This window comes from Hyphomonas sp. NPDC076881, assembly GCF_050269995.1.
In the GTDB taxonomy this organism is placed as follows: Bacteria; Pseudomonadota; Alphaproteobacteria; order Caulobacterales; family Hyphomonadaceae; genus Hyphomonas.
The window spans coordinates 278907-304639 of sequence record NZ_JBNNJJ010000002.1; the positions used below are offsets into that span (position 1 = coordinate 278907).

General features: G+C 64.1%; 30 protein-coding genes. 11 read left to right on the plus strand and 19 right to left on the minus strand.

Annotated elements, in window-relative coordinates; genetic code table 11:
• Nucleotide 1: 1 nt before the first annotated feature.
• From ACQKI2_RS03340 to ACQKI2_RS03355, 4 genes are read right to left on the minus strand one after another with little or no spacing between them, the layout of a single operon-like run.
• Entirely contained in the window at nt 2–742 is a 741-nt protein-coding gene (locus ACQKI2_RS03340; protein WP_427378310.1) for a HesA/MoeB/ThiF family protein, read from the minus strand.
• Nucleotides 739–1326 (minus strand): nicotinate-nucleotide adenylyltransferase, encoded by a 588-nt coding sequence (locus ACQKI2_RS03345; protein ID WP_427378311.1) that lies wholly within the window; start codon nt 1324–1326, stop codon nt 739–741. The genes ACQKI2_RS03340 and ACQKI2_RS03345 overlap by 4 nt, the downstream gene beginning before the upstream one ends.
• The gene (locus ACQKI2_RS03350; protein ID WP_427378312.1) at nt 1323–2609 is read right to left on the minus strand and encodes a glutamate-5-semialdehyde dehydrogenase; all 1287 of its coding nucleotides are present in this window, start codon (nt 2607–2609) and stop codon (nt 1323–1325) included. Before ACQKI2_RS03350 ends, ACQKI2_RS03345 begins: the two co-directional genes overlap by 4 nt.
• 44 nt (nt 2610–2653) lie before the next feature.
• Entirely contained in the window at nt 2654–3580 is a 927-nt protein-coding gene (locus ACQKI2_RS03355) for a DUF2785 domain-containing protein (RefSeq protein WP_427378313.1), read from the minus strand.
• Between the two features lie 114 nt (nt 3581–3694).
• On the opposite strand from ACQKI2_RS03355, the gene ACQKI2_RS03360 reads away from it, so the two are divergent.
• A complete protein-coding gene (locus ACQKI2_RS03360) occupies nt 3695–5263 on the plus strand; it encodes a long-chain-fatty-acid--CoA ligase (RefSeq protein ID WP_427378314.1) in 1569 nt (522 codons plus the stop codon).
• Between the two features lie 35 nt (nt 5264–5298).
• Here the strand turns inward: ACQKI2_RS03360 and soxR are convergent, their stop codons facing one another.
• A complete protein-coding gene (gene soxR / locus ACQKI2_RS03365) occupies nt 5299–5751 on the minus strand; it encodes a redox-sensitive transcriptional activator SoxR (RefSeq protein WP_427378315.1) in 453 nt (150 codons plus the stop codon).
• A gap of 81 nt (nt 5752–5832) precedes the next feature.
• On the opposite strand from soxR, the gene ACQKI2_RS03370 reads away from it, so the two are divergent.
• Both ACQKI2_RS03370 and ACQKI2_RS03375 read left to right on the plus strand, forming a co-directional pair.
• Nucleotides 5833–6249, plus strand: coding sequence for a VOC family protein (locus tag ACQKI2_RS03370; protein ID WP_427378316.1), 417 nt, complete (start codon nt 5833–5835; stop codon nt 6247–6249).
• A gap of 95 nt (nt 6250–6344) precedes the next feature.
• The gene (locus ACQKI2_RS03375; RefSeq protein WP_427378317.1) at nt 6345–7523 is read left to right on the plus strand and encodes an alpha/beta fold hydrolase; all 1179 of its coding nucleotides are present in this window, start codon (nt 6345–6347) and stop codon (nt 7521–7523) included.
• 6 nt (nt 7524–7529) lie between these two features.
• On the opposite strand, the gene ACQKI2_RS03380 is transcribed toward ACQKI2_RS03375, so the two are convergent.
• The 8 genes from ACQKI2_RS03380 to ACQKI2_RS03415 form a co-directional block, all read right to left on the minus strand.
• Nucleotides 7530–7799 (minus strand): hypothetical protein, encoded by a 270-nt coding sequence (locus ACQKI2_RS03380; protein ID WP_427378318.1) that lies wholly within the window; start codon nt 7797–7799, stop codon nt 7530–7532.
• Nucleotides 7800–8019: 220 nt separating this feature from the next.
• Nucleotides 8020–8463: a GFA family protein gene (locus ACQKI2_RS03385; protein ID WP_427378319.1), complete on the minus strand. Its 444-nt coding sequence runs from the start codon at nt 8461–8463 to the stop codon at nt 8020–8022.
• A 104-nt stretch (nt 8464–8567) separates the two neighbouring features.
• Nucleotides 8568–9092, minus strand: a complete 525-nt coding sequence (locus tag ACQKI2_RS03390; protein WP_011648387.1) for a CarD family transcriptional regulator — start codon at nt 9090–9092, stop codon at nt 8568–8570.
• A 282-nt stretch (nt 9093–9374) separates the two neighbouring features.
• Complete coding sequence (fdxA, locus tag ACQKI2_RS03395; RefSeq protein WP_035601166.1) at nt 9375–9716, minus strand: ferredoxin FdxA; 342 nt, start codon at nt 9714–9716, stop codon at nt 9375–9377.
• A gap of 98 nt (nt 9717–9814) precedes the next feature.
• Nucleotides 9815–10261, minus strand: a complete 447-nt coding sequence (locus tag ACQKI2_RS03400) for a TerB family tellurite resistance protein (RefSeq protein ID WP_427378320.1) — start codon at nt 10259–10261, stop codon at nt 9815–9817.
• Nucleotides 10258–10545: an RNA-binding S4 domain-containing protein gene (locus ACQKI2_RS03405; RefSeq protein ID WP_427378321.1), complete on the minus strand. Its 288-nt coding sequence runs from the start codon at nt 10543–10545 to the stop codon at nt 10258–10260. Before ACQKI2_RS03405 ends, ACQKI2_RS03400 begins: the two co-directional genes overlap by 4 nt.
• Before the next feature lie 12 nt (nt 10546–10557).
• Complete coding sequence (locus ACQKI2_RS03410; RefSeq protein WP_427378322.1) at nt 10558–13386, minus strand: helicase-related protein; 2829 nt, start codon at nt 13384–13386, stop codon at nt 10558–10560.
• A 36-nt stretch (nt 13387–13422) separates the two neighbouring features.
• Nucleotides 13423–13938 carry a pentapeptide repeat-containing protein gene (locus ACQKI2_RS03415; RefSeq protein ID WP_427378323.1) on the minus strand — a complete coding sequence of 172 codons (516 nt, stop codon included), beginning with the start codon at nt 13936–13938 and terminating at the stop codon, nt 13423–13425.
• A gap of 169 nt (nt 13939–14107) precedes the next feature.
• Between ACQKI2_RS03415 and ACQKI2_RS03420 the strand changes: the two genes are divergently transcribed.
• From ACQKI2_RS03420 to ACQKI2_RS03435, 4 genes are read left to right on the plus strand one after another with little or no spacing between them, the layout of a single operon-like run.
• Entirely contained in the window at nt 14108–16411 is a 2304-nt protein-coding gene (locus ACQKI2_RS03420) for a S8 family serine peptidase (RefSeq protein WP_427378324.1), read from the plus strand.
• Nucleotides 16412–17077: a hypothetical protein gene (locus ACQKI2_RS03425; RefSeq protein ID WP_427378325.1), complete on the plus strand. Its 666-nt coding sequence runs from the start codon at nt 16412–16414 to the stop codon at nt 17075–17077.
• Nucleotides 17074–17739, plus strand: coding sequence for a hypothetical protein (locus tag ACQKI2_RS03430; protein ID WP_427378326.1), 666 nt, complete (start codon nt 17074–17076; stop codon nt 17737–17739). The genes ACQKI2_RS03425 and ACQKI2_RS03430 overlap by 4 nt, the downstream gene beginning before the upstream one ends.
• Complete coding sequence (locus ACQKI2_RS03435) at nt 17739–18893, plus strand: M23 family metallopeptidase (protein ID WP_427378327.1); 1155 nt, start codon at nt 17739–17741, stop codon at nt 18891–18893. The genes ACQKI2_RS03430 and ACQKI2_RS03435 overlap by 1 nt, the downstream gene beginning before the upstream one ends.
• 62 nt (nt 18894–18955) lie before the next feature.
• Here ACQKI2_RS03435 and ACQKI2_RS03440 read toward each other — a convergent pair whose 3' ends face one another.
• Both ACQKI2_RS03440 and ACQKI2_RS03445 read right to left on the minus strand, forming a co-directional pair.
• Nucleotides 18956–19300 carry a P-II family nitrogen regulator gene (locus tag ACQKI2_RS03440; protein ID WP_035601180.1) on the minus strand — a complete coding sequence of 115 codons (345 nt, stop codon included), beginning with the start codon at nt 19298–19300 and terminating at the stop codon, nt 18956–18958.
• A gap of 63 nt (nt 19301–19363) precedes the next feature.
• Nucleotides 19364–20107 (minus strand): class I SAM-dependent methyltransferase, encoded by a 744-nt coding sequence (locus ACQKI2_RS03445; RefSeq protein WP_427378328.1) that lies wholly within the window; start codon nt 20105–20107, stop codon nt 19364–19366.
• A 56-nt stretch (nt 20108–20163) separates the two neighbouring features.
• Here ACQKI2_RS03445 and gloB point away from each other — a divergent pair, with 56 nt between their 5' ends.
• The gene (gene gloB, locus ACQKI2_RS03450) at nt 20164–20934 is read left to right on the plus strand and encodes a hydroxyacylglutathione hydrolase (protein WP_427378329.1); all 771 of its coding nucleotides are present in this window, start codon (nt 20164–20166) and stop codon (nt 20932–20934) included.
• Entirely contained in the window at nt 20934–21383 is a 450-nt protein-coding gene (locus ACQKI2_RS03455; protein ID WP_427378330.1) for a cupin domain-containing protein, read from the plus strand. Before gloB ends, ACQKI2_RS03455 begins: the two co-directional genes overlap by 1 nt.
• A 124-nt stretch (nt 21384–21507) precedes the next feature.
• Here the strand turns inward: ACQKI2_RS03455 and phbB are convergent, their stop codons facing one another.
• Entirely contained in the window at nt 21508–22233 is a 726-nt protein-coding gene (gene phbB, locus ACQKI2_RS03460) for an acetoacetyl-CoA reductase (RefSeq protein ID WP_427378331.1), read from the minus strand.
• A 157-nt stretch (nt 22234–22390) separates the two neighbouring features.
• On the opposite strand from phbB, the gene phaR reads away from it, so the two are divergent.
• The gene (gene phaR, locus ACQKI2_RS03465; RefSeq protein ID WP_427378332.1) at nt 22391–22987 is read left to right on the plus strand and encodes a polyhydroxyalkanoate synthesis repressor PhaR; all 597 of its coding nucleotides are present in this window, start codon (nt 22391–22393) and stop codon (nt 22985–22987) included.
• Between the two features lie 22 nt (nt 22988–23009).
• Here the strand turns inward: phaR and ACQKI2_RS03470 are convergent, their stop codons facing one another.
• Together ACQKI2_RS03470 and ACQKI2_RS03475 are read right to left on the minus strand one after the other, a co-directional pair.
• Nucleotides 23010–23480 carry a hypothetical protein gene (locus ACQKI2_RS03470; protein ID WP_427378333.1) on the minus strand — a complete coding sequence of 157 codons (471 nt, stop codon included), beginning with the start codon at nt 23478–23480 and terminating at the stop codon, nt 23010–23012.
• 220 nt (nt 23481–23700) lie between these two features.
• Nucleotides 23701–24084 carry a DUF983 domain-containing protein gene (locus tag ACQKI2_RS03475; RefSeq protein WP_427378334.1) on the minus strand — a complete coding sequence of 128 codons (384 nt, stop codon included), beginning with the start codon at nt 24082–24084 and terminating at the stop codon, nt 23701–23703.
• 123 nt (nt 24085–24207) lie between these two features.
• On the opposite strand from ACQKI2_RS03475, the gene ACQKI2_RS03480 reads away from it, so the two are divergent.
• The gene (locus tag ACQKI2_RS03480) at nt 24208–25149 is read left to right on the plus strand and encodes a prephenate/arogenate dehydrogenase family protein (protein WP_427378335.1); all 942 of its coding nucleotides are present in this window, start codon (nt 24208–24210) and stop codon (nt 25147–25149) included.
• Nucleotides 25150–25153: 4 nt separating this feature from the next.
• On the opposite strand, the gene ACQKI2_RS03485 is transcribed toward ACQKI2_RS03480, so the two are convergent.
• Nucleotides 25154–25726: an ActR/PrrA/RegA family redox response regulator transcription factor gene (locus ACQKI2_RS03485; protein ID WP_051612705.1), complete on the minus strand. Its 573-nt coding sequence runs from the start codon at nt 25724–25726 to the stop codon at nt 25154–25156.
• Nucleotides 25727–25733: the final 7 nt, after the last annotated feature.

Consider the following 25733-nt stretch of genomic DNA (forward strand, 5'->3'; position numbering starts at 1 on the left):
TTCAGATCGAACAGACCGGACACTGAGAATCTCTCCGCAGACCGACCGTTCTAATCTGGCTGCGCAACCCGTCGATGAGCAGGATGCGCCCAATGAGCGGCTCGCCCGCGCCGGTGATCAGCTTCACCGCTTCCAGCGCCATCGCTGAACCCGTCATGCCGGTGATCGCGCCGACAACGCCCACCTCATCGCAGGCTTCGGCGGCAGGGGGCATTTCCGGAATCCAGCAGGCGTAGCAGGGCGCCTCCGCCACGAGGCCCGAGGCAAACACGCTGACCTGTCCACTCCAGCCGCTGGCCGCGCCGGAGACCAGGTAGCGCCCGTTTGCATGCGCGAACTGGTTGAGCAGGAAGCGGGTCTGAAAGTTGTCAGTGGCGTCTATAAGTATATTTCCGGAAGGGGCGGCGCCATCGGCGAAACGCTCGTTTTTTATATCGACATGGATGGCCGGATCGAGCGCGGTGATGCGGCGGGCAAGCTGGACGGCTTTTTCCGCGCCGGTATCACTTTCCGTGAACTGTATCTGCCGCTGCAGGTTTGATCGCTCCACCCGGTCGTCATCCCAAAGCTCAATCTGGCCGACGCCTGCGGCCGCCAGATAGAGTGCGGCGGGGCCGCCAAGGGCGCCCGCCCCGATGATCGACACTGAGGCTGCGCGCAATTTTGCAACGCCGGGCCCGCCGATTTCCTTCAGCAGGATATGCCGGCGGTGCCGGTCAAGGTCTTCAGGTGAGAGGCTCATGGGCGCGCCCTCAGCGCTGTTGAGGAAAGCGGATTTTCCCGTACACGGATGTAAACCCAGGCAGGCGGGCTCGCCCTGGAGAGCGCCGCAGCGCTTGTCTCGGGCAGGCGGTGGCGGGCAAATTTGCGTGCGAAGCCGGCGGGGCGGGTAATCCGCGCGCCCGGCCGCCCGATAACGGCGATGGGCACGCGGCGGGCGATTTCTTCCCAATCCTTCCAGAGCTGGAAGCCGGCCAGATTGTCCGCCCCCATCAGCCAGACAAAGCGCGTCTCTGGCGCCGCTTTTTGCAACGCGCGCAGCGTGTCGATGGAATAGGTGAGGCCCAGCTGAGCTTCAAGATCGGTGACGCGCATGCCGGGGCTGCGGGCGATGGCGCGGGCGGAGGCGAGGCGCGCGGCATACTCTCCGTGATCGGATTTCAGCGGATTGCCCCGCGCCACGATCCACCAGACCTGATCGAGCTTCAGCCGCTTGCGCGCGGTTTCGGCAACCAGCAGATGGCCCGCATGGGCGGGATTGAAGCTGCCGCCAAAGAGCCCGATGGCAAGACCCTTGGCGGGACCGGGCAGGCGGGGGCGTATCAAGGGCGAACCTGTCCTGTTCCGCGCACGGCGTATTTGTAGGTGGTGAGTTGCTCCGCCCCCACCGGCCCGCGCGCATGGATGCGGCCCGTGGCGATGCCGATTTCGGCGCCGAAGCCAAACTCGCCGCCATCGGCAAACTGGGTGGAGGCGTTATGCACCACGATAGCCGAATCGACATTGGCAATGAAAGCTTCTGCGGCGGCGGCGTCTTCGGTGATGATCGCGTCCGTATGGCCCGACGACCAGCGGGCGAGATGGGCAAGCGCGCCGGGCAGGCCATCGACCACGGCGATGGAAAGGATCGCGTCAAGATATTCGGTGGCCCAGTCTTCTTCCGTGGCCGGGGTGATGTCGCCCAGGATGGCGCGAGTGCGGCCATCGCCGCGCAGCTCGCAGCCTGCGTCGGTCAGCGCTTTGGCAATTTGCGGCAGCAGGGTGGGGGCGGCGGCCACATCGATCAGCAGCGTTTCGGTAGAACCGCACACGCCGGTACGGCGCATCTTGGCGTTGAGCACGATGTCGACAGCTTTTTTCGGATCGGCGGCGGCGTGAACAAAGGTGTGGCAGAGCCCTTCCAGATGGCCGATCACCGGCACGCGGGCCTCGGCCTGCACACGCTCCACCAGGCTGCGTCCCCCGCGCGGCACGATCACGTCCAGCGCGCCGTTGAGGCCGCCCAGCATATGGCCTACGGCTTCGCGGTCCGTCGTGGCAACCAGTTGGATCGCGTCAACCGGCATTTCCTCCGATTTCAGCGCGCCGCGCATCGCGTCGGCCAGGGCATGGGATGTCTTCGCGCTTTCCGAGCCGCCGCGCAGGATCGCAGCATTGCCCGAGCGCAGGCAGAGCACGCCGGCATCGACTGTCACATTCGGGCGGCTTTCATAGATGATGCCGATGACGCCGAGGGGCACGCTGATGCGCGCAATGTCGAGCCCGTTGGGGCGGGTCCAGCGGGCAAGCTCGCGGCCCAGCGGATCGGGCAGATCGGCCACGGTTTCAACGCCGGCGGCAATACCTTCCAGGCGCTTCTCATCGAGGGCGAGCCGGTCCAGCATCGACGGGGCGAGCCCCTTGGCGCGCGCAGCTGCCATGTCTTCCTCGTTCGCGCGCAGGATTTCCGAGGCGGCCGCGCGGATGGCGGCGGCGATGGCCTTCAGCGCGCGGGTGCGGTCCTGCGCGGTCAACAAGCCAAGTTCGTGCGAAGCGGCGCGGGCGCGGCGCCCCATATCGAGCATCGTTTCGGCAAGCGCGGCGCTGGGCGGAGGGGTCTGAACGGTCATGCGCACCCAAGTGCCGCAAATGGGCCTCTGCTGCAAGGTTTGGCTCAGGGCAGGGAATTCAGGAGCGCGAACGCGCCGCGCGCTACAGGCTCATAGGTTGCCTCACTGCTGGCCTTGGCGCTGACATAGACGGCCTCGGCGAAGGCCCGCAGATTATGCAGCTTGGCAAGCGCGGCTTCGGAGCCATAGGCGTTTTCCCGCAAGGGATCGCCGCCCGGCCAGAGGCTTTCAAACCACAGCGTCCATTCTTCCTCGGTGAAGAACTCCCGCTGGGCGAGATACATCACCGGCGCAGCCAGCCGCTCGTTTTCGCCGAAGATGTAAGAATGATCGGTGGGGCCTGCTTTCAGCGCCACGGCGGCGAGGATCGCTTTGGCCTGCGGCTTGGTCAGCTGCGGGTTCAGCGACAACTGCATCAGCAGGTCGGCTGTATGGGCCACGCCATGGCGCCAGCCTTCGGTGTCGCTGAAACCGCGATAATCGGTGAGGCCGGCCAGATAGGCATCGGCCGCTGCGATCAGTCCGTCACGCGCTTCTGGCTCCATCCAGGGCGTGATCTGGTCGGTGCGCGCCACTTCTGCCAGGGTGAGCATGGCGAAGGGGCGGGCAAAGCCCGCGGCGTCTTCCGGGGCGCCGGCCATGCGCAGGGTTTCCTGCATCACGGCCATGACCGTCTCCCGCCCGATCAACTGGCTGCGCATCATCTGGGAGAGGGCTGCATAGGCCGCGCCATCCCGCAGGTCTGGATCAGGGTCGCTCAGGCAGGGCAGGAGGGCCAGCGCCAGATATTCGCGTTCTGCCGGGGCCATATCCAGCACTACCTCGGCGCGGGCGCGTTCATCGCCGATTGCGGCAAGGGCGGCGGCAGGCTCGCAAGGGGTGTATGATCCGGCGGGCGCCGCAAGCCCTGCGGGCTGGGAAGCGCTGGCGCAGGCTGCCAGCAGGAGAGGGGCAATCAGGGTCCGCAGCATATCAAGGGCCTCCGGGCGCGCATTTGCCACCGTTGCGCGCTCCAAACCGGGCTGACAAGCCAGCGGAAGGCGGTAAGGTTCCCCACAAGAAACCATCCCCGCCGGAGGAAACCCATGATCGACATCGAAGCGATGCCCTATATTGCGGATATTCCGCCCGTGCAGGCCCGCCTGCGCCCGCAGGAAACGGCAATCTGGTTCGAGGGGCGCGCCACCAGCTTTGCCGAGCTTGATACCCGCTCCAGCCAGATCGCCAATGGTCTCATCCGCCTCGGCATCCAGCCGGGCGACCGGGTGGGCTATCTGGCGAAGAATACCGACGCCTATTACGAGATCCTCTTCGGCTGCGCCAAGGCGCGCGCGGTGATGACCGGCGTGAACACGCGCCTTGCCCCGCCGGAGGTGAAGTTCATCCTGTCGGACGCCAAGGCAAAGGTCTTGTTCGTCGGCAAGGACTTCTACGCCCTGATCGACCAGATCAAGGACGACCTGCCGGACCTGACGCGCATCATCACGCTGGATGGAGACCGGGAAGACTGGGACTATTTCCCCTCCTGGCGCGATTCCAAACCGGCCACCGCGCCAGGGCTGACCGTGGAGGGGGATGATGATGTGATCCAGCTCTACACCTCCGGCACGACCGGCCGGCCCAAAGGTGTTCAGCTCACGAACGACAACTACCGTGCCTTCTTCACCCAGGCGGGTATGCTGGAATGGTCAAGCTATGATGCGGGCGAGGCGATCATGAATGCCATGCCGCAATTCCATGTGGCGGGCGTGAATGTCGGCGTGCTCGCGAGCCTTCAGGGCGCCAAGACGGTGATCCTGCGCGAGATCGATCCGCAGCTGATCCTGCGCCTCATTCCCGAACACAAGATCGCCCATGCCTTCTGGGTGCCGGCCGTGATCCTGATACTGACCCAGCAGCCGAACATCCGCGAGACGGATTTCTCCAGCCTGAAACAGGTTTTCTATGGCGCCTCACCGATTTCCGAAGCCCTGCTGCGCACGGCAGTGGAGATCATGGGCGCGCGCTTTACCCAGCTTTATGGCCTGACCGAAACCGTCGGTGCCGGGACCTTCCTGCCACCCGAAGCGCATGATCCAAGCTGGGGCAAGCTGCGCTCCTGCGGTGTGCCCTGGCCGGGCGCTGTGGTGCGCGTGGTCGATGGGGAGGGCAAGCCTGTGCCCACTGGCGAAGTCGGCGAGATCGTCATCAAGTCAGGTTTCGTGATGAAGGGCTACTGGAACCGCCCGGACGCGACGCAGGACGCGGTGCGCGAGGGCTTCTTCCATACTGGCGACGCGGGCTATTTCGACGAGGACGGCTTTCTCTACATCCATGACCGGGTGAAGGACATGATCGTGTCGGGCGGGGAGAATGTTTACCCCGCCGAAGTGGAGAACGCGATCTTCGGCGCGCCGGGCGTAGCGGATGTTGCCGTCATTGGTGTGCCCGATGAAAAGTGGGGCGAGGCGGTGAAGGCCATCGTGGTGAAGAAGCCCGGCGAAGATCCGTCTCCGGAAAGCATCATCGCCTGGGCGAAGGAGCGCATTGCGTCGTACAAGGCGCCCAAATCAGTTGACTTCATCGAGGCCCTGCCGCGCAACCCCTCCGGCAAGATCCTGCGCAAGGATCTGCGCGAGCCTTATTGGAAAGGCATGACCCGCCGCGTGGGTTGAAGGACTTCCTCTGTAAACGGAAGAGTGTTGCCGCTTCAGGTGTCTGGCAGCGCAAAGCGCGGTCCGGAGCCCGTCTTGCCCGCCTGATCGCCCGGATTATAGAGCGCGCAGCGTTTCAGCGAGAGGCAGCCGCAGCCGATGCAGCCGTCCAGCGTCTCGCGCATCTGTTCGAGCTGCGCAATTTTCCGGTCAAGCACGCTGCGGATTTCATGGCTGATCTGGCGCCAGTCTGCCGCTGTGGGGGTGCGCCCCTCCGGCAGGGAGGCGAAGGCGCGCGCGACATCCTCGATCGTCAGGCCAAGGGATTGGGCAATCCGGATGAAAGATACCCGGCGGATGTCTGACCGCAGGAACCGCCGGTGGCGCCCCGCCGAGCGCAGCGAGCGGACAAGCCCGCGTTCTTCATAATAGCGCAGCGCGGAAACAGCGACGCCTGTGCGCGCGGCAAGTTCGCCAATGGTCAGGATGTCAGAATGTTTCAGGGTCATGCAATTCTTCGCTTGATCTAAAGTGCACTTGAGATTGTATCAGAAGGGTCAGGCAAGAACCAGACACGGAAAGGCCCTGCCATGACACAGGCACTCCCTCGCCCCGCCCGCATAGAACACGTCAACATCACTGTTCCGGATTCGGAACATGCCGCCCGCATCTTCGAGCAGATCTTCGGCTGGCATGTCCGCTGGCGCGGAAAGGCGATGAGCGGCGGGCATACCGTGCATGTCGGCTCGGAAAACCATTATCTGGCTCTCTATTCTCCGCCTGCGGGGAAACGGTGCCCGGAGCGGTTCGAGAAGGGCCTGCCGCTCAACCATATCGGAATTGAGGTGGACGATATTGTCGCCATCGAAACGCTGGTGCGCCGGGCAGGCTATGCGCCTTTCGGCCATGATGATTATGAGCCGGGGCGCCGGTTCTATTTCTTCGACGAGAGCAATATCGAGTTTGAGGTGGTCTCTTATGCCCCCGTATTGGAGTATGCCGGCTGAGCGGATGCGCTCTCTCCCCGTGATGGCCGGCCCGGCGGGAAGTGCATCCAAATGCGCTTCCCGCTGCATCGCGTATCTGAAAAGGGAGATATGTCATGAAATTCTGCGCCGTGCCCGCCGCCATCTTTGCCGCTTTCCTGATGGCGGCCTGCTCGCCTGCGGCGCCCGCCGCGCCGGAAGAGGCAGCCGAAACCGCGGCTGAAACTGCCGTGCCAACCCCCGCCGACGGGCGCGCGATTGTTGCCGATATTGGCGCCATCAACACACCGGATGGCATTGAGGAGTCCTATGCCGTGCGCATCGGCGGCATAGATCAATGGATCAGTGTGCGCGGCAAGGACCGGAATAATCCGGTGATCCTGCTGGTGCATGGCGGCCCCGGTTCGGCAGAGCTTGCCATCGGCTGGACCTTCCAGCGCGGCTGGGAGGATTATTTCACCGTCGTGCAATGGGACCAGCGCGGGGCAGGCAAGACCTGGTCCCTGAATGATCCGGAGACGGTTATCCCGACACTGACGGTCGACCGGATGACCCAGGATGTGGTTGAGATGATGGAGCATGTCCGCCAGAAGCTCGGCAAGGAGAAGTTGATCTTGCTCGGCCATTCCTGGGGTACGATCATCGGCCTCAAGGCGGCGATGGCGCGGCCGGATCTGGTGGCGGCTTATGTGGCCCATGGCCAGGTGATCAACATGCAGCGCAATGAGGAAGAAGGCTTCCGGCTGACTCTGGCCGCTGCCCAAACAGACGGAAACGCAGAAGCCGTGGCGGCGCTGGAAGCGCTGGCGCCCTATCCCGGCGAACTGACGGTGGCGCGCATCGGCGATGAACGCACCTGGTCCAATCATTATGGAGGGCTCGCAGCCTATCGCGAGAATGCGTCTGCCTGGTTCGGCGCGATGCGGCTGTCACCGGACTATGATGAGGCCGTGCTGAAAAACTATGACACGGGAAGCCTTGCCAGCATCACGGCGCTGATACCGGAGCTGGGCAGGGTGAATATGGACACGGTCACCGAAAGCCCGGTGCCGGTTTTCCTGCTGCATGGGCGCCATGACTTCACGACGCCGCCTGCTGCCAGTCTTGCCTGGATGGAGGCGCTCAAGGCGCCCGCCAAGGCCAACTACTGGTTTGACCACTCTGCCCACCTCGCCTTCATGGAGGAGCCGGGCAAGGTGCTGATGACGCTGGTCACCTGCATCCGGCCCTATTCAATGGAGCCGGACATCGCCGCCGCGCGCCAAAGCGCTGCTGCCTGCGTTCAGGAGGGGTAGGCGCCGTCAGTGAGCCAGACGCATCCAGTCGCGGGCCGCCTGCAGCGCCATTTTCACTTCGGCCGAGGACAGCATTTCCGCCATTTCCTGACGCTGCACCTTGGCATCCTCATGACCGCGCACGGCGGCGAGGTTGAACCATTTGTGCGCTTCGATCAGGTTGATCTCGGTGCCGGTGCCGGTCGCATAGGCAAGGCCTGCGCGGTAAAGGTCTTCGGCATGGGAATGCGCACCAAGCAGGCTGGCGGGTTCCACATGTGTATCTGAATAGGCCATGTTTCTTCTCTTTCACTCCTGAACCGGCCGCCGGGTTTTCCCGTGCTGTCACCGGTAATCCATCACGCACCGGATTATCCGGCGACGGATGAAGGGTGCCCTGAGAGCGTTGGAACATGGTTAAAATTGCATTTGCCATGACACGGCTTCGTAAACGTATCGGTCGGCCGTGTTAGCAAAGCGGCTTTTGCGGGCGTATTTGCGCTTTGCGAGCCTCCGGTCACTCCATCCCCGGATAACGTTTGAAGGCCGGAATATCGGCAAGGTGCGCCATCCAGGGGGCCTGCTCGGCGGTCTGCACCTGCGCGCCCGGCGTGAAGGCATCGGGCGCGTCCAGGGTCATCAGCTGCACGTCCACAATGCCCGGCAGATAGGTCTCGTTGATATAGTAGAGGCCGGTGCCACACTGGCCGCAGAAATAGCGGAAACTGTCGCCGGAAGAGTTGAACGCGCGGGCCTCTCCGGCCGTCACGCGGAAATCATCCTTCGGGACCATGGCCCAAGCCACCAGCGGCGCGCCGGCGCTTTTCTGGCAATCCCGGCAATGGCAGATCGAGATCCGTTCGGGCGGGCCGCCGAACTCAAAACGCACTTTCCCGCACTGACATCCGCCCGCAATGGCCATGGCCGCCTCCGCATTGTTCCTGAAATGTTCTTTTTGCATGATCAACCCGCCGGGTCAAACGGGATGTGGGAGGGAGGAGGCGGCAAAGAAAAAGCCCCGCGGAAACTGCGGGGCTTTCTTCAGTGCAACGGCGCGGCCTGAAATCAGGCGGCCACTTTTTTCTTGGCCAGCGACTTGGCGAGTTTTTCCATCGCCTTGCCTTTGTCGATGTTTTCGACGGCGGCCAGTTCGCGGGCCATCCGGTCCAGCGCGCTCTCATAGAGCTGGCGCTCGGAATAGGACTGCTCGGGCTGGTCGTCGCCGCGGTGCAGGTCGCGAACGACCTCCGCGATCGAGATCAGGTCGCCGGAATTGATCTTCGCTTCGTATTCCTGGGCGCGGCGCGACCACATGGTCCGCTTGATCCGGGCCTTGCCGCCGAGCGTCTTGAGCGCATCATCGACCAGTTTCGAGCCAGCCAGGGCGCGCATGCCGGAAGCTTCAGCGCGGTTCGTCGGCACACGCAGGATCATCTTGTCCTGGTCAAATGCCACGACATAGACTTCCAGCTGCATACCCGCGACCGTCTGACTTTCGATACCGGTGATTTTGCCCACGCCGTGCGCCGGGTAGACAACACTCTGACCGACCTCGAACGCATGAGTCCGAGCTTCTGCCTTCTTCGCCATATAGGTAAGACCCTTTTCTACACACACATTAAGAGAGTCGAGTTCACCCGGCCCAGTTCCTGATTAAGGCTCTGAGTTAGGAATTCCCGCTCTTCTTGATTGTTGTTCAGATATTCCGTGTAGCACATTCTTACAGGAAATACAACAGTCTGGCGCAGGCAGCGCCAGAGCGGGAAAGACGCGAAATCGGACAAATCGTTAACGCGCCCTGATCCTTCAAATTCCCCGCAATTACAGCGGGGCATGAAAATGGGGAGAAAATATTTCTCCCTAAGGGTGCTGTTAATCGCCGGTCCCGGGATTTGGGCTGAAGTATTTTTCCAGCTTGCCGGTCACGCTGGCCCATTCATCCCGGTCCGCAGGGGGTTCCTTCATCCGGGTGATATTGGGCCAGACCTTGGCATATTCGGAGTTCAGCTTCAGCCATTTGCCATCGGGATCGTCCTCGGTGTCCGGCTTAATCGCCTCAGCGGGGCATTCAGGCTCGCAGACGCCGCAATCGATGCATTCATCGGGGTGAATGACGAGCATGTTCTCGCCTTCATAGAAACAGTCGACAGGGCAAACCTCGACGCAATCCATGTATTTGCAGCGGATGCAGGCGTCGACGACAATATAGGTCATGGGAGGTCCGGGGTCTTCTGGCGGGAATTGAGCCTCGCAATTGGCGAGGCAAAGCGCCCCTGTCAATGAGGCGTACTACACAGCGCGGGCAGAAAGGCTCAAACTGCGCCGGAAGTGCGCGCCTCCGCGCGGCGGCGGGCCTCGGCGCGCTGCACATCGTCAACATGCAGCAGCCCGGCCACATGCCGCACATAGGCATCTTCAAGGTCCGACCGCTCGCCATCGGCATAGATCACCCGGTAGATCGCCTCGATCACCTTCACGCGCTCTGCCATTGGAAGTTTCTTCGCATGTTTGGTGAATTGATGGCTGCCGACAGCCTCCTCGGCCAGCGCTTCGGCTTCGGAGAGCAGGGCATCGGCCTTGTCGGCCTCGAATTCGAACGCCTCGACCAGGATCTCGGCGATCATGTCGCTTTCGATATTCACATATACCCCGTCCACCAGCGCCGCTTCGACCAGCAGGGCAGTCACCGCCACATAGGGCGGCATCGACTGCTCGGCGGGCGTTTTCGGCGTCAGCAGGCGCTTGATGCGGTCCATCATGGCTCGGCCTCCAGAGGGCGGTAGAGCGCCCGTGCTTCCTCGGCGGGGCCGCGGCGATCCCCGAGGTCCAGCACTTCAATGCAGTAGATACGCCCGGCTTTCCCGAATGTCACCACATCGCCAACGGTGAGGGCGGCGCCAGGCTTGTCGGTCTTTCTGATCTGGCCCCGATGCGACAGGCGCACGCCATGGCCCTTGATGTGCGCGGTGGAAAGGGCGCGTGTCTTGAAGAAGCGGGCCCGCCACAGCCAGATATCGAGGCGCAGCGAGACTTCTTCGGTCATGCGGCGCGCACGCTATTGGAAAGGTTTGTAGACAAAGCCGCCTTCGCCCGCAGCTTCGGCAGGCTTGCCACCATCGGCGCCCGGCCTGCGCGGCGGCTTCTGTTTCTGCGGCCGGGGAGGCTTTGGCGGCTTGGGTGGGGGCAGCAGCGCGGCGAGCGCGGCAAACGGGCTGTCAGGATCGGCCACCTTGCGCTGGGGCGGGGCCGAACGGTTATCCGGGCGCCGGTCATTCCGGCCATCGCCGCGATTGTCGTTTCCGCGCGGCGGCCGGCGGTCATCCCGGCCACGGCCGCGGCCTTCCCCGCGCGGGCCTTTGCCCTGGGGGCGATCCGATTGCGGACGATCTGCCGGCACGCCGTCGCGCTTCGGGCGGTCCCCCTGCGGGCGTTCGGCGCGGGGTGGGCGGGCGCTCTGGCCTTCTTCCGGCCGCGTGCGGGCACCATAACGCCACAGCGTTACCGCGCCGGTTTCCTTGTCCTTTTCGGCGGGCGCAAGGCCAAAGCCTTTCAGCACGCCTGGCCAGTCATCAGCCGGGCAGGACACCATCGAGGCAAGGTCAATCGCAATCGGGAAGGCATTCTTGCCGGCGTCCTTGCGCCGCTTGGCAATTTCCCAGCCGAGGCGCTCGGCAAGATCGGCGCGGACCGCGCGGCGCCCAAAGCGCAGATAACCATTTGCGGCGAGGGCTTCTTCCGGCCAGGTGCCGTCCAGCGCGAACGATCCTGCGCCTTCCGGGGCTAGCGGATATTCCGTGCCCGAAGCAACAGCCTTCAGAATGGCGATCACGCGCTGGGCGGCTGGCTTCTGCGCGTCAGGGGCGTGTACGGCCACGCGCCCCGCGCGGATGCCGGCCGCCTTCAGGGCTTCGCGTTGTTCGGGCGTGATGCGCGCTGGCGGATCATCCGTGCGAAGATCAACCGCTGCGCCGCTTTCCAGAATGCGGAAGGCCAGGCCGCGCGCCATGCCTTCCAGGCCAGCGCCGGCTTCCCCGCTGGCAAGCTTCGCATGGGTTGGAAGGACACGGGCAATCTCGCCCTTCAGCCATTCCTCAACACGGGCAAGCGCGGGGGCGCGCTCACTCGCCTCCACCTCAACCGCGCCGATCAGTTCGGCGCGTGGGGCAATCCAGCTGGCACCCCTGGCGAGGCGGGCAATCGGGGCGCCCTTGAATTCAATCTCCGCCCCTTCGGTCAGTTTGAAGGCGTCCGAGGGCGCGCCGGTGATCTCGGCAAGGCGCTGGCTCAGCATCGGTCGGATCGCGGCCAGGGCGGCGCCGCGCACGGCCTTTCCTTCCAGCGTCCGGGCATCCAGAACCGGCTCGAAGGTCAGGCCCTTCAGGCGGCCGACCAGATGGCCTTCAACGGTCACGTCGCCGTCGGGCGTCAGATTGGTCACGAGGGCATCTTCCTTCTTGAGGCTTGCGAGCAGCGCGGTGGTGCGCCGGTCGACAAAGCGGGCTGTCAGCGCTTCGTGTAGCGCGTCGGAGAGGGAGTCTTCAATCTCCCTCGTTTTCTGCTGCCAATAGGCTGGATTTTCCAGCCAGTCAGGGCGGTGGGCGGCATAAGTCCAGGTGCGGATGGCGGCAAGGCGCTGTTGCAGCCTGGCAATGTCGCCATTCGTGGAGGCCAGATCCTCCATCCGGCGCTCGAGACCTGCATCGGAAAGGCGCGCGTCCGGGTCGGCCAGCGTATCGGCCAGGCCCAGAACGAGGCGCCCATGCCCCTCCGGGCCGGCCTTGCGGAAGTCCGGCAGCCGCGCCAGATCCCACAACCGGCGCACCTTGCGGTCGCCCGTCACATTCGGCCCGATGCCGCCATCCTCGCTCATCCGGCGCAGCACCCATTCGTCCAGGGCGTGGGGATTGTGGATGAGGCGCGGATTGCCCGAAGGCTTCTCCAGGCTGCGGATCAGACCTTTGAGACTTGAGAAATCGAGGGCGGAGCTGCGCCACTGGATGGCGTCCACAGGGTCAAACCGGTGGGCCTCTATCGCTTTCCATTCTTCCTCGGTGAAAGGCGGGCAGCTGCCGGTCTCGCCAAATTCGCCATCGGTGCGGAAACGCCCGGCGCGCCCGGCAATCTGGCCGCACTCGGCCAGTGTCAGCGCCCGGTGGCGCCGCCCGTCGAATTTGGAACGTGAAGCAAACACCACCCGGTCGACATTCAGGTTCAGCCCCATGCCGATAGCGTCGGTAGCAACGATATAGTCCACCTCTCCCGACTGGTAGAGCGCCACCTGCGCATTGCGGGTGCGGGGGCTGAGCGCGCCCATCACCACCGCCGCCCCGCCTTTCTGCCGCCGCAGCAGCTCGGCAATCGCGTACACTTCCTCGGCGCTGAAGCCGACAATGGCGGTGCGCTTGGGCAGTTTGGTGATCTTGGTATGGCCGGTATAGCGCAGCTCCGAGAAGCGCTCGCGCGGCTCGGTCTCCACGCCCAGCTTCAGTTCGCGCAACAGGCCGCGCATCGTGTCGGCACCCAGCAGCAGCGTCTCGTGATTGCCGCGCATGTTGAGGATGCGGTCGGTGAACACATGTCCCCGGTCTTCGTCCTCGGCCAGCTGGATTTCGTCGATGGCCAGGAAATCCGGGCGGATATCCACCGGCATCGATTCCACGGTGCAGATGAAATAGCGCGCCGTGGGAGGGCAGATGCGCTCCTCCCCGGTGATCAGCGCGGCATGGGGGTATCCCTTGGCGGCCACCACCCGGTCATACACCTCGCGCGCCAGCAGGCGCAGCGGCAGGCCGATCATGCCGGTCCCATAGCCCAGCATCCGCTCAATGGCGTAATGCGTCTTGCCGGTATTGGTGGGGCCGAGGATGGCCTTGAGTGTTGTCATGTGCGGGGAAGGGATGGGGGCGGGGGCGCGCCCGTGTCAAGCACGCGGCATGTCAAAGCGGATCATGCCTTCCGCCTCGGGGCGGAATCCGGGCGGCAGGCGGGTGGCCTCATCATAGAGCGCGCCAGCAAAGCCTGCCTTGCTGATATCGCCCCACAGGCAGATGGCCCCACACAGATTGGCGCCGGAAAGGTCGGCCTGCCAGAGATTGGCCCCGGTCATGTCCGCGTCTACAAGATTGGCATGTGCCAGCCGTGCCGATCGCAGGTTGGCGCCTTTCAGCAGGGCGCCCCGCAGATGTGCATGGGTCATCGAGGCGTTCAGCAGCCTTGCATGGTTGAGGCAGGCCCCGGCAAGGTTGGCCCAGTCGAGCCGGGCGCCCCGCAGCTCGCAATTGTGAAACCGCGTCCCGGAAAAATCCTGCCCGCGCAGATCGGCGCCATGAAAGTCGCGCCCTTCGATCAGAAGGCCCGCTCCGGCCACGGTTGCCCGCGCGTCTCGTCCTGTCGCCAGAATGTCCATCAGTGACCCGTTTTGTCCCAGTTTGTCCATTTGAGGCTATTCGCGGGGCATTGAAAGACCCGCAATTGACATGCGTTTCGTCTATCCTGCCCAGTTGCAGGAAGAGGGTTGGACAGCCCGCTCCAGGCGTCATAATCTCAACACAGCGTTAACCTATGGAGCTGGGGCGTTCATTGGCAATCGCATGGGGATATCCGGTATGTTGAAACACTACACAGCGAGGACTGCGCGCGCTGCAATCGCGATGGCTCTCGGCGGCGCGGCGCTGCTGGCGGCGTGCGACCAGATCGATACCCGCATTGAGCGGGCACGGGAGATTGCGGACGCTTCGGTGGACCAGATCAATGGCGAAACCGTCATCGACCCCACCTATCGCAATCTTGAGCGCGCGGCCCCGGCAGACCGGGCCCTTGCGGGCACGGTGATGGCGCAATTTGCCGTAGACGATGAAGAACGCCCGATGTTTGCCATCGGCTCGATCATTGCCAAGCCGCTCGATATTCCGGCCTCCGCGCCCGTCGAGATCCCCGACGACGCCGCCATGATCGAAGAAGAACTCGAATATTTCGACAGCCCGGAAGGGGAGGCGATGCTGGAAGCCGAGGAGGCGCCTGCCGCCGCGCCCGCTCCGCCGGCTGCCGAAGCGCCCGTCACACGCGAAATTCTCGCCGAGCCTGCCCAGGTGATGCCCCGGATCAAGCTGGATCCGCGCGCGGCGCAGGAGAGCCGTCAGGAAATCGCCGAAGCCGGCCGCAACATCGAACAGTTTGCCCTCAAGGACGACACCCAGCGCCTGCAGATGCGCCGCCTGTCGCAGGACGATCTCAAGGCCATGGCGCCGGAGGAGCGCGTGGAAGTGCGCAAGATTGCCCGCCGCGCGCCGGTCGCCCGTGAAGTTGTCCAGAAACAGCTCGATGCCAACGCGGTCATGCTCGATACGATGACCAGATATGGCGTCGGCGGCGAGGTGGCGCTGTCGCGGCAGGGGCAGATGGTCATCCAGATCGGGGCTGATGGCGCCAGTCCGACCCAGTTCCGTGGCCGCAACGGCCCGGCCGATTTCCTGGCCCGCGCCGAAAGCGCTGAATGTCCCGACAATCCGGATGCGGCGGTTATCCGCGAAGACCTCGCCGTGGCCACCGCCTGCGTGGTGCGCGACCTGCGCGCCTCGGGCCAGTTCGAATATGTCGAGCCCGACTTCATCTTCCAGAACCAGTTTGCCCGCAAACCGAAGGACATGCCCGCCGGAACGCCAGGGGAAACCAAGACGGGTTCAAACGGTTCCACCGCAACACCGGCAAAACCGGCGGTCTCCGATCCGAATGATCCGCTCTGGGCCCTGCAATGGCATTTCCGCGACAAGGGAACGGCAGAGGGCCGCACCGCCGGTGGCGCCGGCTTCGAGAGCTTCTGGAAACGTCAGGGCATCACCGGGTCGGATGGCATTGTTGTCGCGGTCGTGGATACCGGCCTGCAGATGAGCCATCCCGATATTGCCGGTTCGCCCAATATCATGCCGGGTTATGACATGGTCTCCGATCCGCGCATGGGCAATGACGGGGATGGACGCGATACCGATCCCAATGATCCGGGCGACCTTTGCGACCCCACCAAGCCCGGCGCTGCTGACAGCTTCCATGGCACGCATGTCGCCGGCACCATCGGCGCGGCAGCAACCAATAACGGAGCCGGCGTCGCGGGCGGCGCGTGGGACGTTCGCATCGTGCCGGTGCGCGCGCTGGGTAAATGCGGCGGCCGCCTGTCGGATATCAACGACGCCATCCGCTGGGCCGCAGGCCTGGTCCCGGCCGAAGTCTCTGACGAAAACAATGTCTGGACCGAAGTTTGGAACGAAAACCCGGCAGACATCATCAACCTGTCGATCGGCCTTCTGGGCACCTGCCCGGCCTCGCTGCAGGATGCGATCGACTCCGTCACCGAAGCTGGTGTGATCGTTGTTTCTGCGGCCGGCAATGCGCGGATGGCCACCAGCCTTTATGCGCCGGCCGGCTGCCGGAATGTCGTGACGGTTGCAGCCAGCGATGCGCGGGGCCAGATCGCGCCCTATTCGAACTTCGGGCCTGAAGTGATGGTGCTCGCCCCGGGCGGTGACCTGACGCGGGACGATAATGGCGACGGCAAGCCCGACGGCGTGCTCTCCACCAAGGCGGCCACCAACTGCTACGATCCGGTGACCGGCCAGGGCGTCGAGAACTGCTTCTACGCCTATGAGCAGGGCACCAGCATGGCGGCGCCGCATGTCTCGGCCGCTCTGGCGCTTCTCAAGGCGCGTGATCCTGCTGCCAGCCGGGAGGATATCATCAGCACGCTGAGAGCGGCGCTGGACCCGCGCGAAAGCCTGCAATGTGCGGGCCTCTGCAGCCAGTATCCGGGCGCCACGCCGATTGAAGGCAGCCCGGACATGTGCGCGCGACCCTGCGGGCAGGGGCTGCTGAACATGGCCAATGTTCCGGTCAAGGCGACAGGTGGGGGTGGCCGCTAGATGGCGTGGTCAATTCCTCTGGATGTGCGCGGTCCGCTCGGCGTGCTCGGCATCGGCCTTCTGGCCGGAGCGGCCGGCCTCGCCATTGTCAGCGTGCGCACGGGAGAGGAAACTGGCAATGGGGCGGGCGCCGCCGGGCCTGCTGCCGTTGACGGGCAGGCCCTGTCAGACGATCGCCCGCCCAGCCCGCTGCCCCCGGCTCTGGATCCGCCGCCGGGACGCCCCGCCTTGATCATAGATCCGGAACCTGCGCCCCTGCCGCCGGACGAACCGGAGGAAGAGGCTGTCCCGCTCATTCCGCAGGTCACCATCCAGCAGCAGGGTAGTGGCGGCGGCGTTCTCCCCGCCCGCGCAGGCACGGCGGAGGTCGTCTTCATCGTCCGCCTCAAGGGCGTGCCGGAGGCCGATACTATCACCCGCAATTTCAAGCGGGATCCTGCCGCCGCCCAGGCCGCCTGGCTGGAACTGACCACCCGCATCCCGGTGCTGGCGGAGTTTGAGCTTTCCGGCGCCAGCTATTCCGGCGAACTCCGCCTCTCGCGGCGCCTGGCCGAGGCGACGCCCGAGGCCATCAAGCAGGTGCAGGAACGCCTCCTCGCCATTGAGGGCGTGGCCTATGCCGATCCAGATTATGTCGCCCACCCCGGCCAGAAGGACAAACCATGAGCCTCCTCCGTCTCCAGATCGTTTCCCTCATGCTGGCTGCCAGCGCTGTGCTTGCCGGCTGCGACCAGATCCGTCTTCCGGGCGCCAGCGGCAATACCGACGCAGAGCCCAAGGCCGGTGAAGAAATTCTCCCTCCGGGAACGGAAGAAGATCAGGGGCCTAGTGAGGTCGAATTTCCCGTCCGTCCGGAATCAACCGCTGCCGACAGCGCCATTGACTGGGAGGCGGCCCGCCGGGATCTCGCCGCCCGCCCGATTGAAACGCGGGAAGGGGCCTTCCAGGTTGCTTCCGGGGAGGCTGCCCCGCCCGTGCCGGTTTTCCTGCCATCGGCGCCGGTCTCGGTACAGAGCGGGGAAGCCGATGTCCGCTTCCAGCCGATGAGCGATGGGTATTATGCCTTCTTCCCCGGCGACAAATACGACACCATCGTCAATGGCACCAACAAGGTGGTCGCCGCTCCGGGTGAGGAAGTTACCCCGCGCGGGGACGCGCTGAATTTCCAGCCAACCACCACCGGGGCGCAGGTCTCCTTCTCGCGGTATGGCGCAGACTATCTGGTAGAGTTTGAATGCAAGGAACTGACGAATGGCCTGCCCACCTGCATCACGCAGGACGAGGCGCTGGCCTTTGCAACGGATCTGGTGATTTCGGGGACCCGCTGATGCTGAAAGCACGTTTATCTGCCGTCGGATTATCGGCGCTCTTGTTGCTGCTGGGGGCGTGCGATTTTGTCCGCTTCCCCGGGGATGGCGGCCCGCCGCCGCAAACGCCTGAGCCTGGACCGGCCATTCCGCCGGGCGCGCCTGGTCCTCCGCCGCCCGAGCCTGGCGAAGACCCATGGGAGCTTCCCCCTCTTGAGGAAGACACCACCCCAGAGCCTGAGCCGGCCGACGGCACGGCGCCGGAGGAGGAAGAGCCCAATCCGGAAATGCCCGTAGACGGAACACCCGGTGAGGAGCCTTCTCCCGAAGAGACTCCGCCGGGTGACACACCGACGCCCGATCCCGCCGAGCCTGAAGCGCCCGAGCCTGAGCCCGAGCCCCAACCCCAGCCGGAACCTGAGCCTGAGCCTCAGCCCGTGGTCCAGCCGGTGTTCAGCTTTCATCCTCCCGGCGCGCTGCTCGCCGGGTCTGGCGGGGGCTTCCCCGAACAGGTTGTCCATGCGCCGAACATGGTGTTCCCGATCAAGTCGGCCCCGGCCTATCTCCAGTCACAGGTCTTCATGTATGGCGGCGGCGTTGCGGGCGGAGACCAGTGCGATGCGCGCAACTACGCCTATCCCTGGCGGGACAATTTCTGCGAAACCCGCTCGGCCGATCGCGGCTCGCCCTTCTGCCCGGTGAACAAGATCCATCAGGGTCAGGACATTCGCGTCGGCACGGCGGCCGACTGCAACACCCTGCGCCGCCAGAGCGCAGCGGCGCGCGGCATTCACGAGGTGGTCGCTGTCGAGGACGGCGTCATTTCCTCCATCGGTACGTACACGGTCAAACTTCGCAGCGAGGGCAGCATCTATAACTACATGCACCTCAATATGAGCCGGCTAGCTGTCACCGCGGGCCAGTTCGTCAAGGCAGGCGATCTGATCGGCTATGTGTCAAACGACTTTGGCGGCACGCCCACCACCATTCACCTGCATTTCGAGATCACCCAGAACACCGCCGGCAATGGCTGGGTGCATGTGCCGCCCTATCTCTCGCTGGTGAAGGCCTATGAACGCCGCGAGAATGGCCCCGGTGAGCAGCTTGAGCCGGAAATCGGCGTCGCCTCGGCGCCCGAATGGGTCATCCCCGAAGGCTATGAGATCATCGAATAGAACGAAGAAGGGCGGCTGACGAGGCCGCCCTTTTCAAATCTGCCATCTGTTGGCGGTGGGCCTCAGCCCGAAATCGCCTGCTCGTCGCGCTCGCCGGTGCGGATGCGCAGGATGGCTTCCAGGTCGTGGACGAAGATCTTGCCGTCGCCGATGGTGCCGGTATTGGCCGCTTGCGTGATCGCCTCGATGAAGCGTTCCACATCGGCGTCGGCGCAGGCCAGCTCCACCTTCACCTTCGGCAGAAGGCGCACTTCATATTCGGCGCCGCGATAAACTTCCGTCTTGCCCTGCTGGCGGCCATAGCCGCGCACTTCGGTCACGGTCAGGCCGGTGGCCCCGGCTTCGGAAATCGCCTCGATAACCGCGTCCAGACGGCTCGGTTTGAAGACTGCAGTGATCTGTTTCATGGCGGTATTCCTGTCTGACGGGCGGATGCTGCACATGCGAAGGTAATCAACATGACGGTCTCGTCAATGTTCTTCACGCCTTGCCGCACGGGCAGGGCGCGCAATTCTCACCTGATCGGTCACCGGCGCGGCGGTACCGCTGCGCGGCGGGGCATAGAGGCGCTTGACCGCCTCGATCAGAACCACCCCGCCCATGCCCGGCGCGATCAACCGGCCCATCGCTTCCCAGCCCTCGGCGGCGGAGGTCACAAGGCCAAGATCGGTCGGCGGCATGTAGAGGGCCCCGGAAGAAGCCGTCACCTGAAACAGGCCGGTTGAAAGCAGATTGGAAAGCTGGCTGCGCGTCCAGGGCCGGCCATGGCCAAAGGGTGTCCGCGTGGCGCGCGACCAGAGGCCGGAGCGATTGGCCGCCGTCAGCACGATGCGGCCTTCCGGCGCGGTCACACGCCAGATCTCGCGCAGATAGGCGCGCGGATCGCCGGTTTCTTCCAGGCCATGCAGGATGATTACCCGGTCAAACAGCCCATCGGGGAAGGGCAGGCGCGGATCGCCCACCGCCACGGTGGCATTCCCCCGGCCCGAACAATCCCAGCTGACAGGGCCATGTTCCAGCGGGACGGCGGCAATCATCCGGCGCGGCCCGTGGGTGAAGGCGTCCAGCACCGGCAGCGCGTAGCCAAGCCCCAGAACAGACAGGCCCTTGGCGTCCCCCCACAGATCGGTCAGCTTGCCCGCCAGAATGCGCGCGGCCGCCTTGCCCAGGTCGGAGGCGTAAAAGCGTTCAAGGGTGACGGCATCCTGTCGCATCGTTATGGCTTGCAGCGCGTTCCTGTAATCGCGGGCCTGTTTGCGGAGGTAGACCCATGAGTGTTCTGATCGAAATACACCAGTTTCCCTGCCTGAACGATAATTACGGTTATCTGGTGCATGAACCCGGCTCAGGCGCCACCATCGCGATTGATACACCCGATGCGGAAGTATACCTCGCCGAAGCCGAAAAGATGGGCTGGCAGATCAGCGAGATCTGGAACACCCACTGGCATCCCGATCATGCCGGCGGCAACCTCAAGATCAAGGAAGTCACCGGCTGCCGCATCATCGGCCCGGCGGGCGAAGCTGACAAGATACCGGGCATCGACAAGCGCCTGAAGGGCGGCGACCGCGTGGAACTGGGGGATGCAACGGCTACCGTCATCGATGTGCCGGGCCACACGCTGGGCCATATCGCCTTCCACTTCCCCGATCAGGAGGTGGCCTTTGTGGGTGATGCCGTCTTCGCCCTTGGCTGCGGCCGGGTGTTTGAAGGCACGATGGAGATGATGTGGGAAAGCCTGAAGCGCATCAAGAAACTGCCGAAAAAGACGCGGCTCTACTGCGCCCATGAATACACGGCCTCGAACGCGAAATTCGCTGTCACGATCGAGCCGGAAAACAAGGCGCTGAAGGAATATGTCGCCTGGATCGAGAAGCGCCGCGCCGAGGGAAAGCCGACTGTGCCCGCGCTGCTGGAGCGGGAGCTGGAGACAAACCCCTTCCTGCGGGCCGATCTTCCCGAAATGCAGCTTGCCATGGGCCATGCCGGCAATGCGGCGGCCACTTTCGGTGAAATCCGCGCACGCAAGGACCGGTTCTGATGCGGCCTGCCATCTCCGGCGATCTTGGCCCGAATGAAATCATCCGGATGCTCGGCCTTCGGCCTCATCCGGAAGGGGGCCATTATGGCGAAACCTATCGCGCCCCGGCCGAGGCTGGCGCCCGAACTAATTTGACGGCCATCTACTATCTTCTCCAGGCCGACGAGATTTCCGCCTGGCACCGGGTGGACGCAGATGAGGCCTGGCTCTGGCATGCCGGCGGCCCGCTCGCCCTCACCCTCTCTCCGCCAGACGGGAAGGGCGCCGCCAGCGTCACCCTCGGGCCGGACCTGCGCGCGGGCCAGCGCCCTCAGGCCATTGTTCCGGCCGGGCACTGGCAGACGGCCGAGACGCTGGGTGCCTGGACGCTGGTGTCTTGCCTCGTCGCGCCGGGCTTTGAGTTTTCGGGCTTCACCCTGGCGCCGCCGGGCTGGCGGCCAGACGTCTGAAGGCGGGCCTCCAGACACCAGAAAACTCCAACGGCGTTGGAGTTTTCTGGCCCCTCGTTGGAGTTTTATTGGAGCTTCGTTGGAGTTTTCCGGGGGGCTTATCCACGGGATAAGCCCCGACCTGTCAGCCGGCGATATATTGCGCGCCGTTCACCGTCATGGTCGCCCCATTGATGAAAGCGGCTTCGTCGGAGGCAAGATAGGCGCACATCGAGGCGATCTCTTCGGCCTTGCCGAGCCGGCCCACGGGGATGGTCGCGATGATCCCTTGCAGCACTTCGGGCTTCACCGCCTGCAGCATCTCGGTATCGATATAGCCAGGCGCTACCACATTGGCCGTAATGCCTTTTTTGGCGCCTTCATAGGCCAGCGCCTTGGTAAAGCCGATCAGGCCGGCCTTGGCAGCGGAATAGTTGGCCTGCGTGAACTGGCCCTTCTGGCCGTTGATCGAGGAGATGTTGATCACCCGGCCCCAATTGCGCTCGCGCATCCCGTCCCACACCTGCCGGGTCACGTTGAAGGCAGAGGTCAGGTCCACATTGATCACTTCCTGCCACTGGGCCAGCGTCATCTTATGGAACGGCGCGTCCCGCGTGATCCCGGCATTGTTGACCAGCACGTCAATCGGCCCCAGGTCCGCCTCGATCGCCTTCAGCCCGGCGCCCACGGCGTCATAGTCGGCCACGTCGAATTTGTAGACCTTGATCCCCGCTTCGCGCGAAAATTCGGCCGCCGCCGCGTCATTGCCGCCATAATTTGCGGCCACCGTATATCCCTTGGCCTTCAGCATTTCGCTGATTGCCCTGCCGATGCCGCGCGTCCCGCCGGTCACCAGAGCCGTTTTCGCCATGGTCTTGTCTCCTCCCGATTGTCTCGTTCAGATTACACTCGCCTAGAAGGGGGTCTCACATCAATAGCGCATTGGTCTTGCGAGGGTTCTGTGTAAATATTTTGCACTAGCACAATAATTGCTTGCTCCATTGCAGGGCATCGCGCGAGGTGAGGACATGGCCAGACAACCAGGCTCAGGCGGGCCGATCATCATAAAGAAGTATGCCAACCGGCGTCTCTACGACACGTCGACATCTTCCTATGTCACTTTGGAACACCTTTCAGATCTTGTCCGGGAAGGGCAGGAATTTGAAGTGCGCGACGCCAAGACTGGCGAAGACCTGACCCGCCAGGTGCTGACACAGATCATTTTCGAGCATGAAACCAAGGGGCAGGGCGCCTTGCCGCTGAATTTCCTGCGCCAGCTGATCGGCTTTTACGGCGGCGGGGCGCAGGCCTACCTGCCGTCTTTCCTCGAAATGTCGATGAACAGCTTTGCCCAGGCCCAGAAGGAATGGCGCAAGGCGGCCAACCCCATGAGCCTGTTCGAGGCCCAGACGCGCCGCAACATGGCGATGTTCGAGCAGGCGATGAAGATGTTCATGCCCGGCGTCGCGCCCGGCAGCCCAGCCAGCGCCGCAGAGCCGCGCCCGTCTTCCCCGCAGACCCCGTCCAATCCGTTCATGGAATATCAGGCCGAAGCCCTTGCGGCGATGCAGGAGCAGATGGAAGCTATCCAGAAGCAGTTGGCCGACCTGTCCCGCAAGGAATAAGGCCGGCCCGCCAAAGCGCGCCTCAGACGTCGCCCGCCACGCCGAAGTCCCGGCGTGCCGAGACGATGGTGACGATCACGCCTGCCAGAACATCCAGCAGCGTCATCGCCGTCAGGATGAAGAAGGTTGAGGTGGCGAAGTTCGGCATCAGCAGGAACTGCACCAGGCAGAGGATGAACAGCAGCAGCGAGATGCCGTGATTGACGATCGTGGCGGTGCCGGTGCTGGTGGATTTCAGGATTTCCAGGAACAGGAAGATCACCGCCAGAAGGACAATCGCGTCCCCTTTGGTCAGCACCCATTCCACGCCGGAAATCATCGGCAGGCCAAGGAAGCGCTCGTTCAGCAGGTTTGCCATCGGCGCGGCCTGCGCCTGAAGCAGCTGGCCGCTGGCATCGACCGCCTGAACCGGGCCACCGAAAGCCATGGCCATGAGATTGTAGAGCACGACGGGAATGACCAGCAGCGGAAAGATGCCGAAGATTAGTCGCATGAATGACCCCTGTTTTTGAGTTGCGCCATTACCCGCGCGACGTTTCTGGTCACGCTCCATCTTGGCAACGGCCGCGCCCGCAAGTGCGATTCTCGTGTCCTTAGAGGCCTTGCCTGCCACGTCCACCCTCGCAATGACGATTGCGTTTACCAAACCCTGTCTACCGTATCGCAGCGGGGGTGGCGAGGGGCTTTGAGAGGCTGTCTTTCCAGCGGCCGCTTCAGGGATTTTGGGGCGGTTTGTCGAAACTCGCTTCCTGGGCCTTGTGGTGCAGCTGCAGATTGAGCAGCACGCCTTTCGCTACCGGAAGCAGCCAGAGGCAGAGCAGGGTCACCGCAACGCCGACGCCGATCATCGCCAGGATCTTGAGGCCCACCGGCAACGGGCTCATCGGTACCAGGAACAGGAACGGCGCCATCAGGATCAGCACCCCGAAGCCGACGAAGAAGGCCGGCCCGTCCGCCGTGTCTGCAGCGGTCATGTCTCTTCCGCAATGCGGGCAGGCGTCATTGAGCTTCAGATAGCCCTTGAACAGCTTGCCCTTGCCGCAGGCGCCGCAGCGTTGGCGAATTCCGGAGAGAATGGGGGTCTGTTTGTGTTCCATGCCCGGTATTTAGGCATGCGATCTTGCGAAAGCCCCGTGACAAACGCCCGCGCCTCCTCTTGACGCGGGCAGGCGCATTGCCCACGAGTGCGCCGGTTTCAACGCCCTCCGGGAGCTTCCTTCATGTCAGACACTGTCTTCAACCGCATCGCCATCATCGGTGTGGGCCTCATCGGCTCCTCGATTGCGCGGGCAGCGGCTGAATATCGCGCGGCGGGGGAGGTGGTCCTCTATGATGCGAGCCCGGACGTCCGCGCCCGCGCCGGCGCGCTTGGCCTCGGCACCGTGGCGCCGACGCTGGAGGCGGCCGTATCGGACGCTGATTGCGTGATCGTCTGCGTTCCCGTCGGCGCCATTGGCGCTGTGGCCGCCGGAGCGGTGCCCTGCATGAAGTATGGCGCCATTCTCACCGATGTCGGATCGGTCAAGAGTGAGGCGGCGCGCGCGCTGCACGGGGCTGGCGACGGCCGCATCCATGTCATTCCCGGCCACCCGATTGCCGGCACTGAGCAATCCGGCCCGGAAGCCGGTTTCCCGACGCTGTTTCGCGGGGCCTGGCATATCCTGACCCCGCTCTCGGGCCAGGATGAAGCCTACCAGACGGCCACCGATCAGCTGGCCGCCTTCTGGACCCGGCTTGGCGCAAAGGTGGAGGCGATGGATGCTGGCCGGCATGACCGCGTTCTGGCGATTACCTCCCACCTGCCTCACCTGATCGCCTTCAACATCGTCACCACCGCCTTTGACCTTGAATCGGTCGAACAGGGCGAGGTGGTGAAGTATTCGGCCGGCGGCTTCCGGGACTTTACCCGGATTGCCGCGTCAGACCCGGTGATGTGGCGCGATGTGTTCCTCAACAATAAGGAAGCCGTGCTCGAATGCCTCGGGCGCTTTTCCGAGGATCTGGCCGCGCTGCAGCGGGCCATCCGCTGGGGCGATGGGGATACGCTGATCCGCGAATTCACGCGCGCGCGCTCTATCCGCAAGGCGATCATCGACGCGGGCCAGGATTCCAGCGCGGTGAACTTCGGGCGGAATACGCCGGAGCCCGAAGAACAGGCTTAGGCGCCTATTTCGGCGCGCGCTTGGCCAGGATGCGCTGCAGCGTGCGGCGGTGCATGTTGAGGCGGCGCGCGGTTTCCGAAACGTTGTGGTTACACAGCTCATAGACCCGCTGGATATGCTCCCAGCGCACGCGGTCTGCCGACATCGGGTTCTCGGGCGGCGCCGGGCGCTCGTCCTGCGTCGCGGTCAGCGAGCGGATGATGTCTTCCACATCGGCGGGTTTGGACAGGTAATCGACCGCGCCGGCCTTCACGGCGGCCACGGCGGTAGCGATGGCGCCATAGCCGGTGAGGATCACGGCGCGCGCTTCCGGGCGGTGCTTCTGCAGCACTTCCACCACTTCCAGGCCGCTGCCATCTTCCAGGCGCAGGTCCAGAACTGCAAAGGCAGGCGGGTTCAGGCGGGCAATGTCCTTGCCTTCCGACACGTTGGTGACGGCGGAAACGACAAAGCCGCGCTGGGCCAGCGCGCGGGCAAGGCGCTGCACAAACGGGCCGTCATCGTCCATCACAAGGCAGGATTTATCCTCCACGCCTTCCAGGCTCGGATGCAGGTTCACGACAGCGGGGCGTTCCATGCGCTCT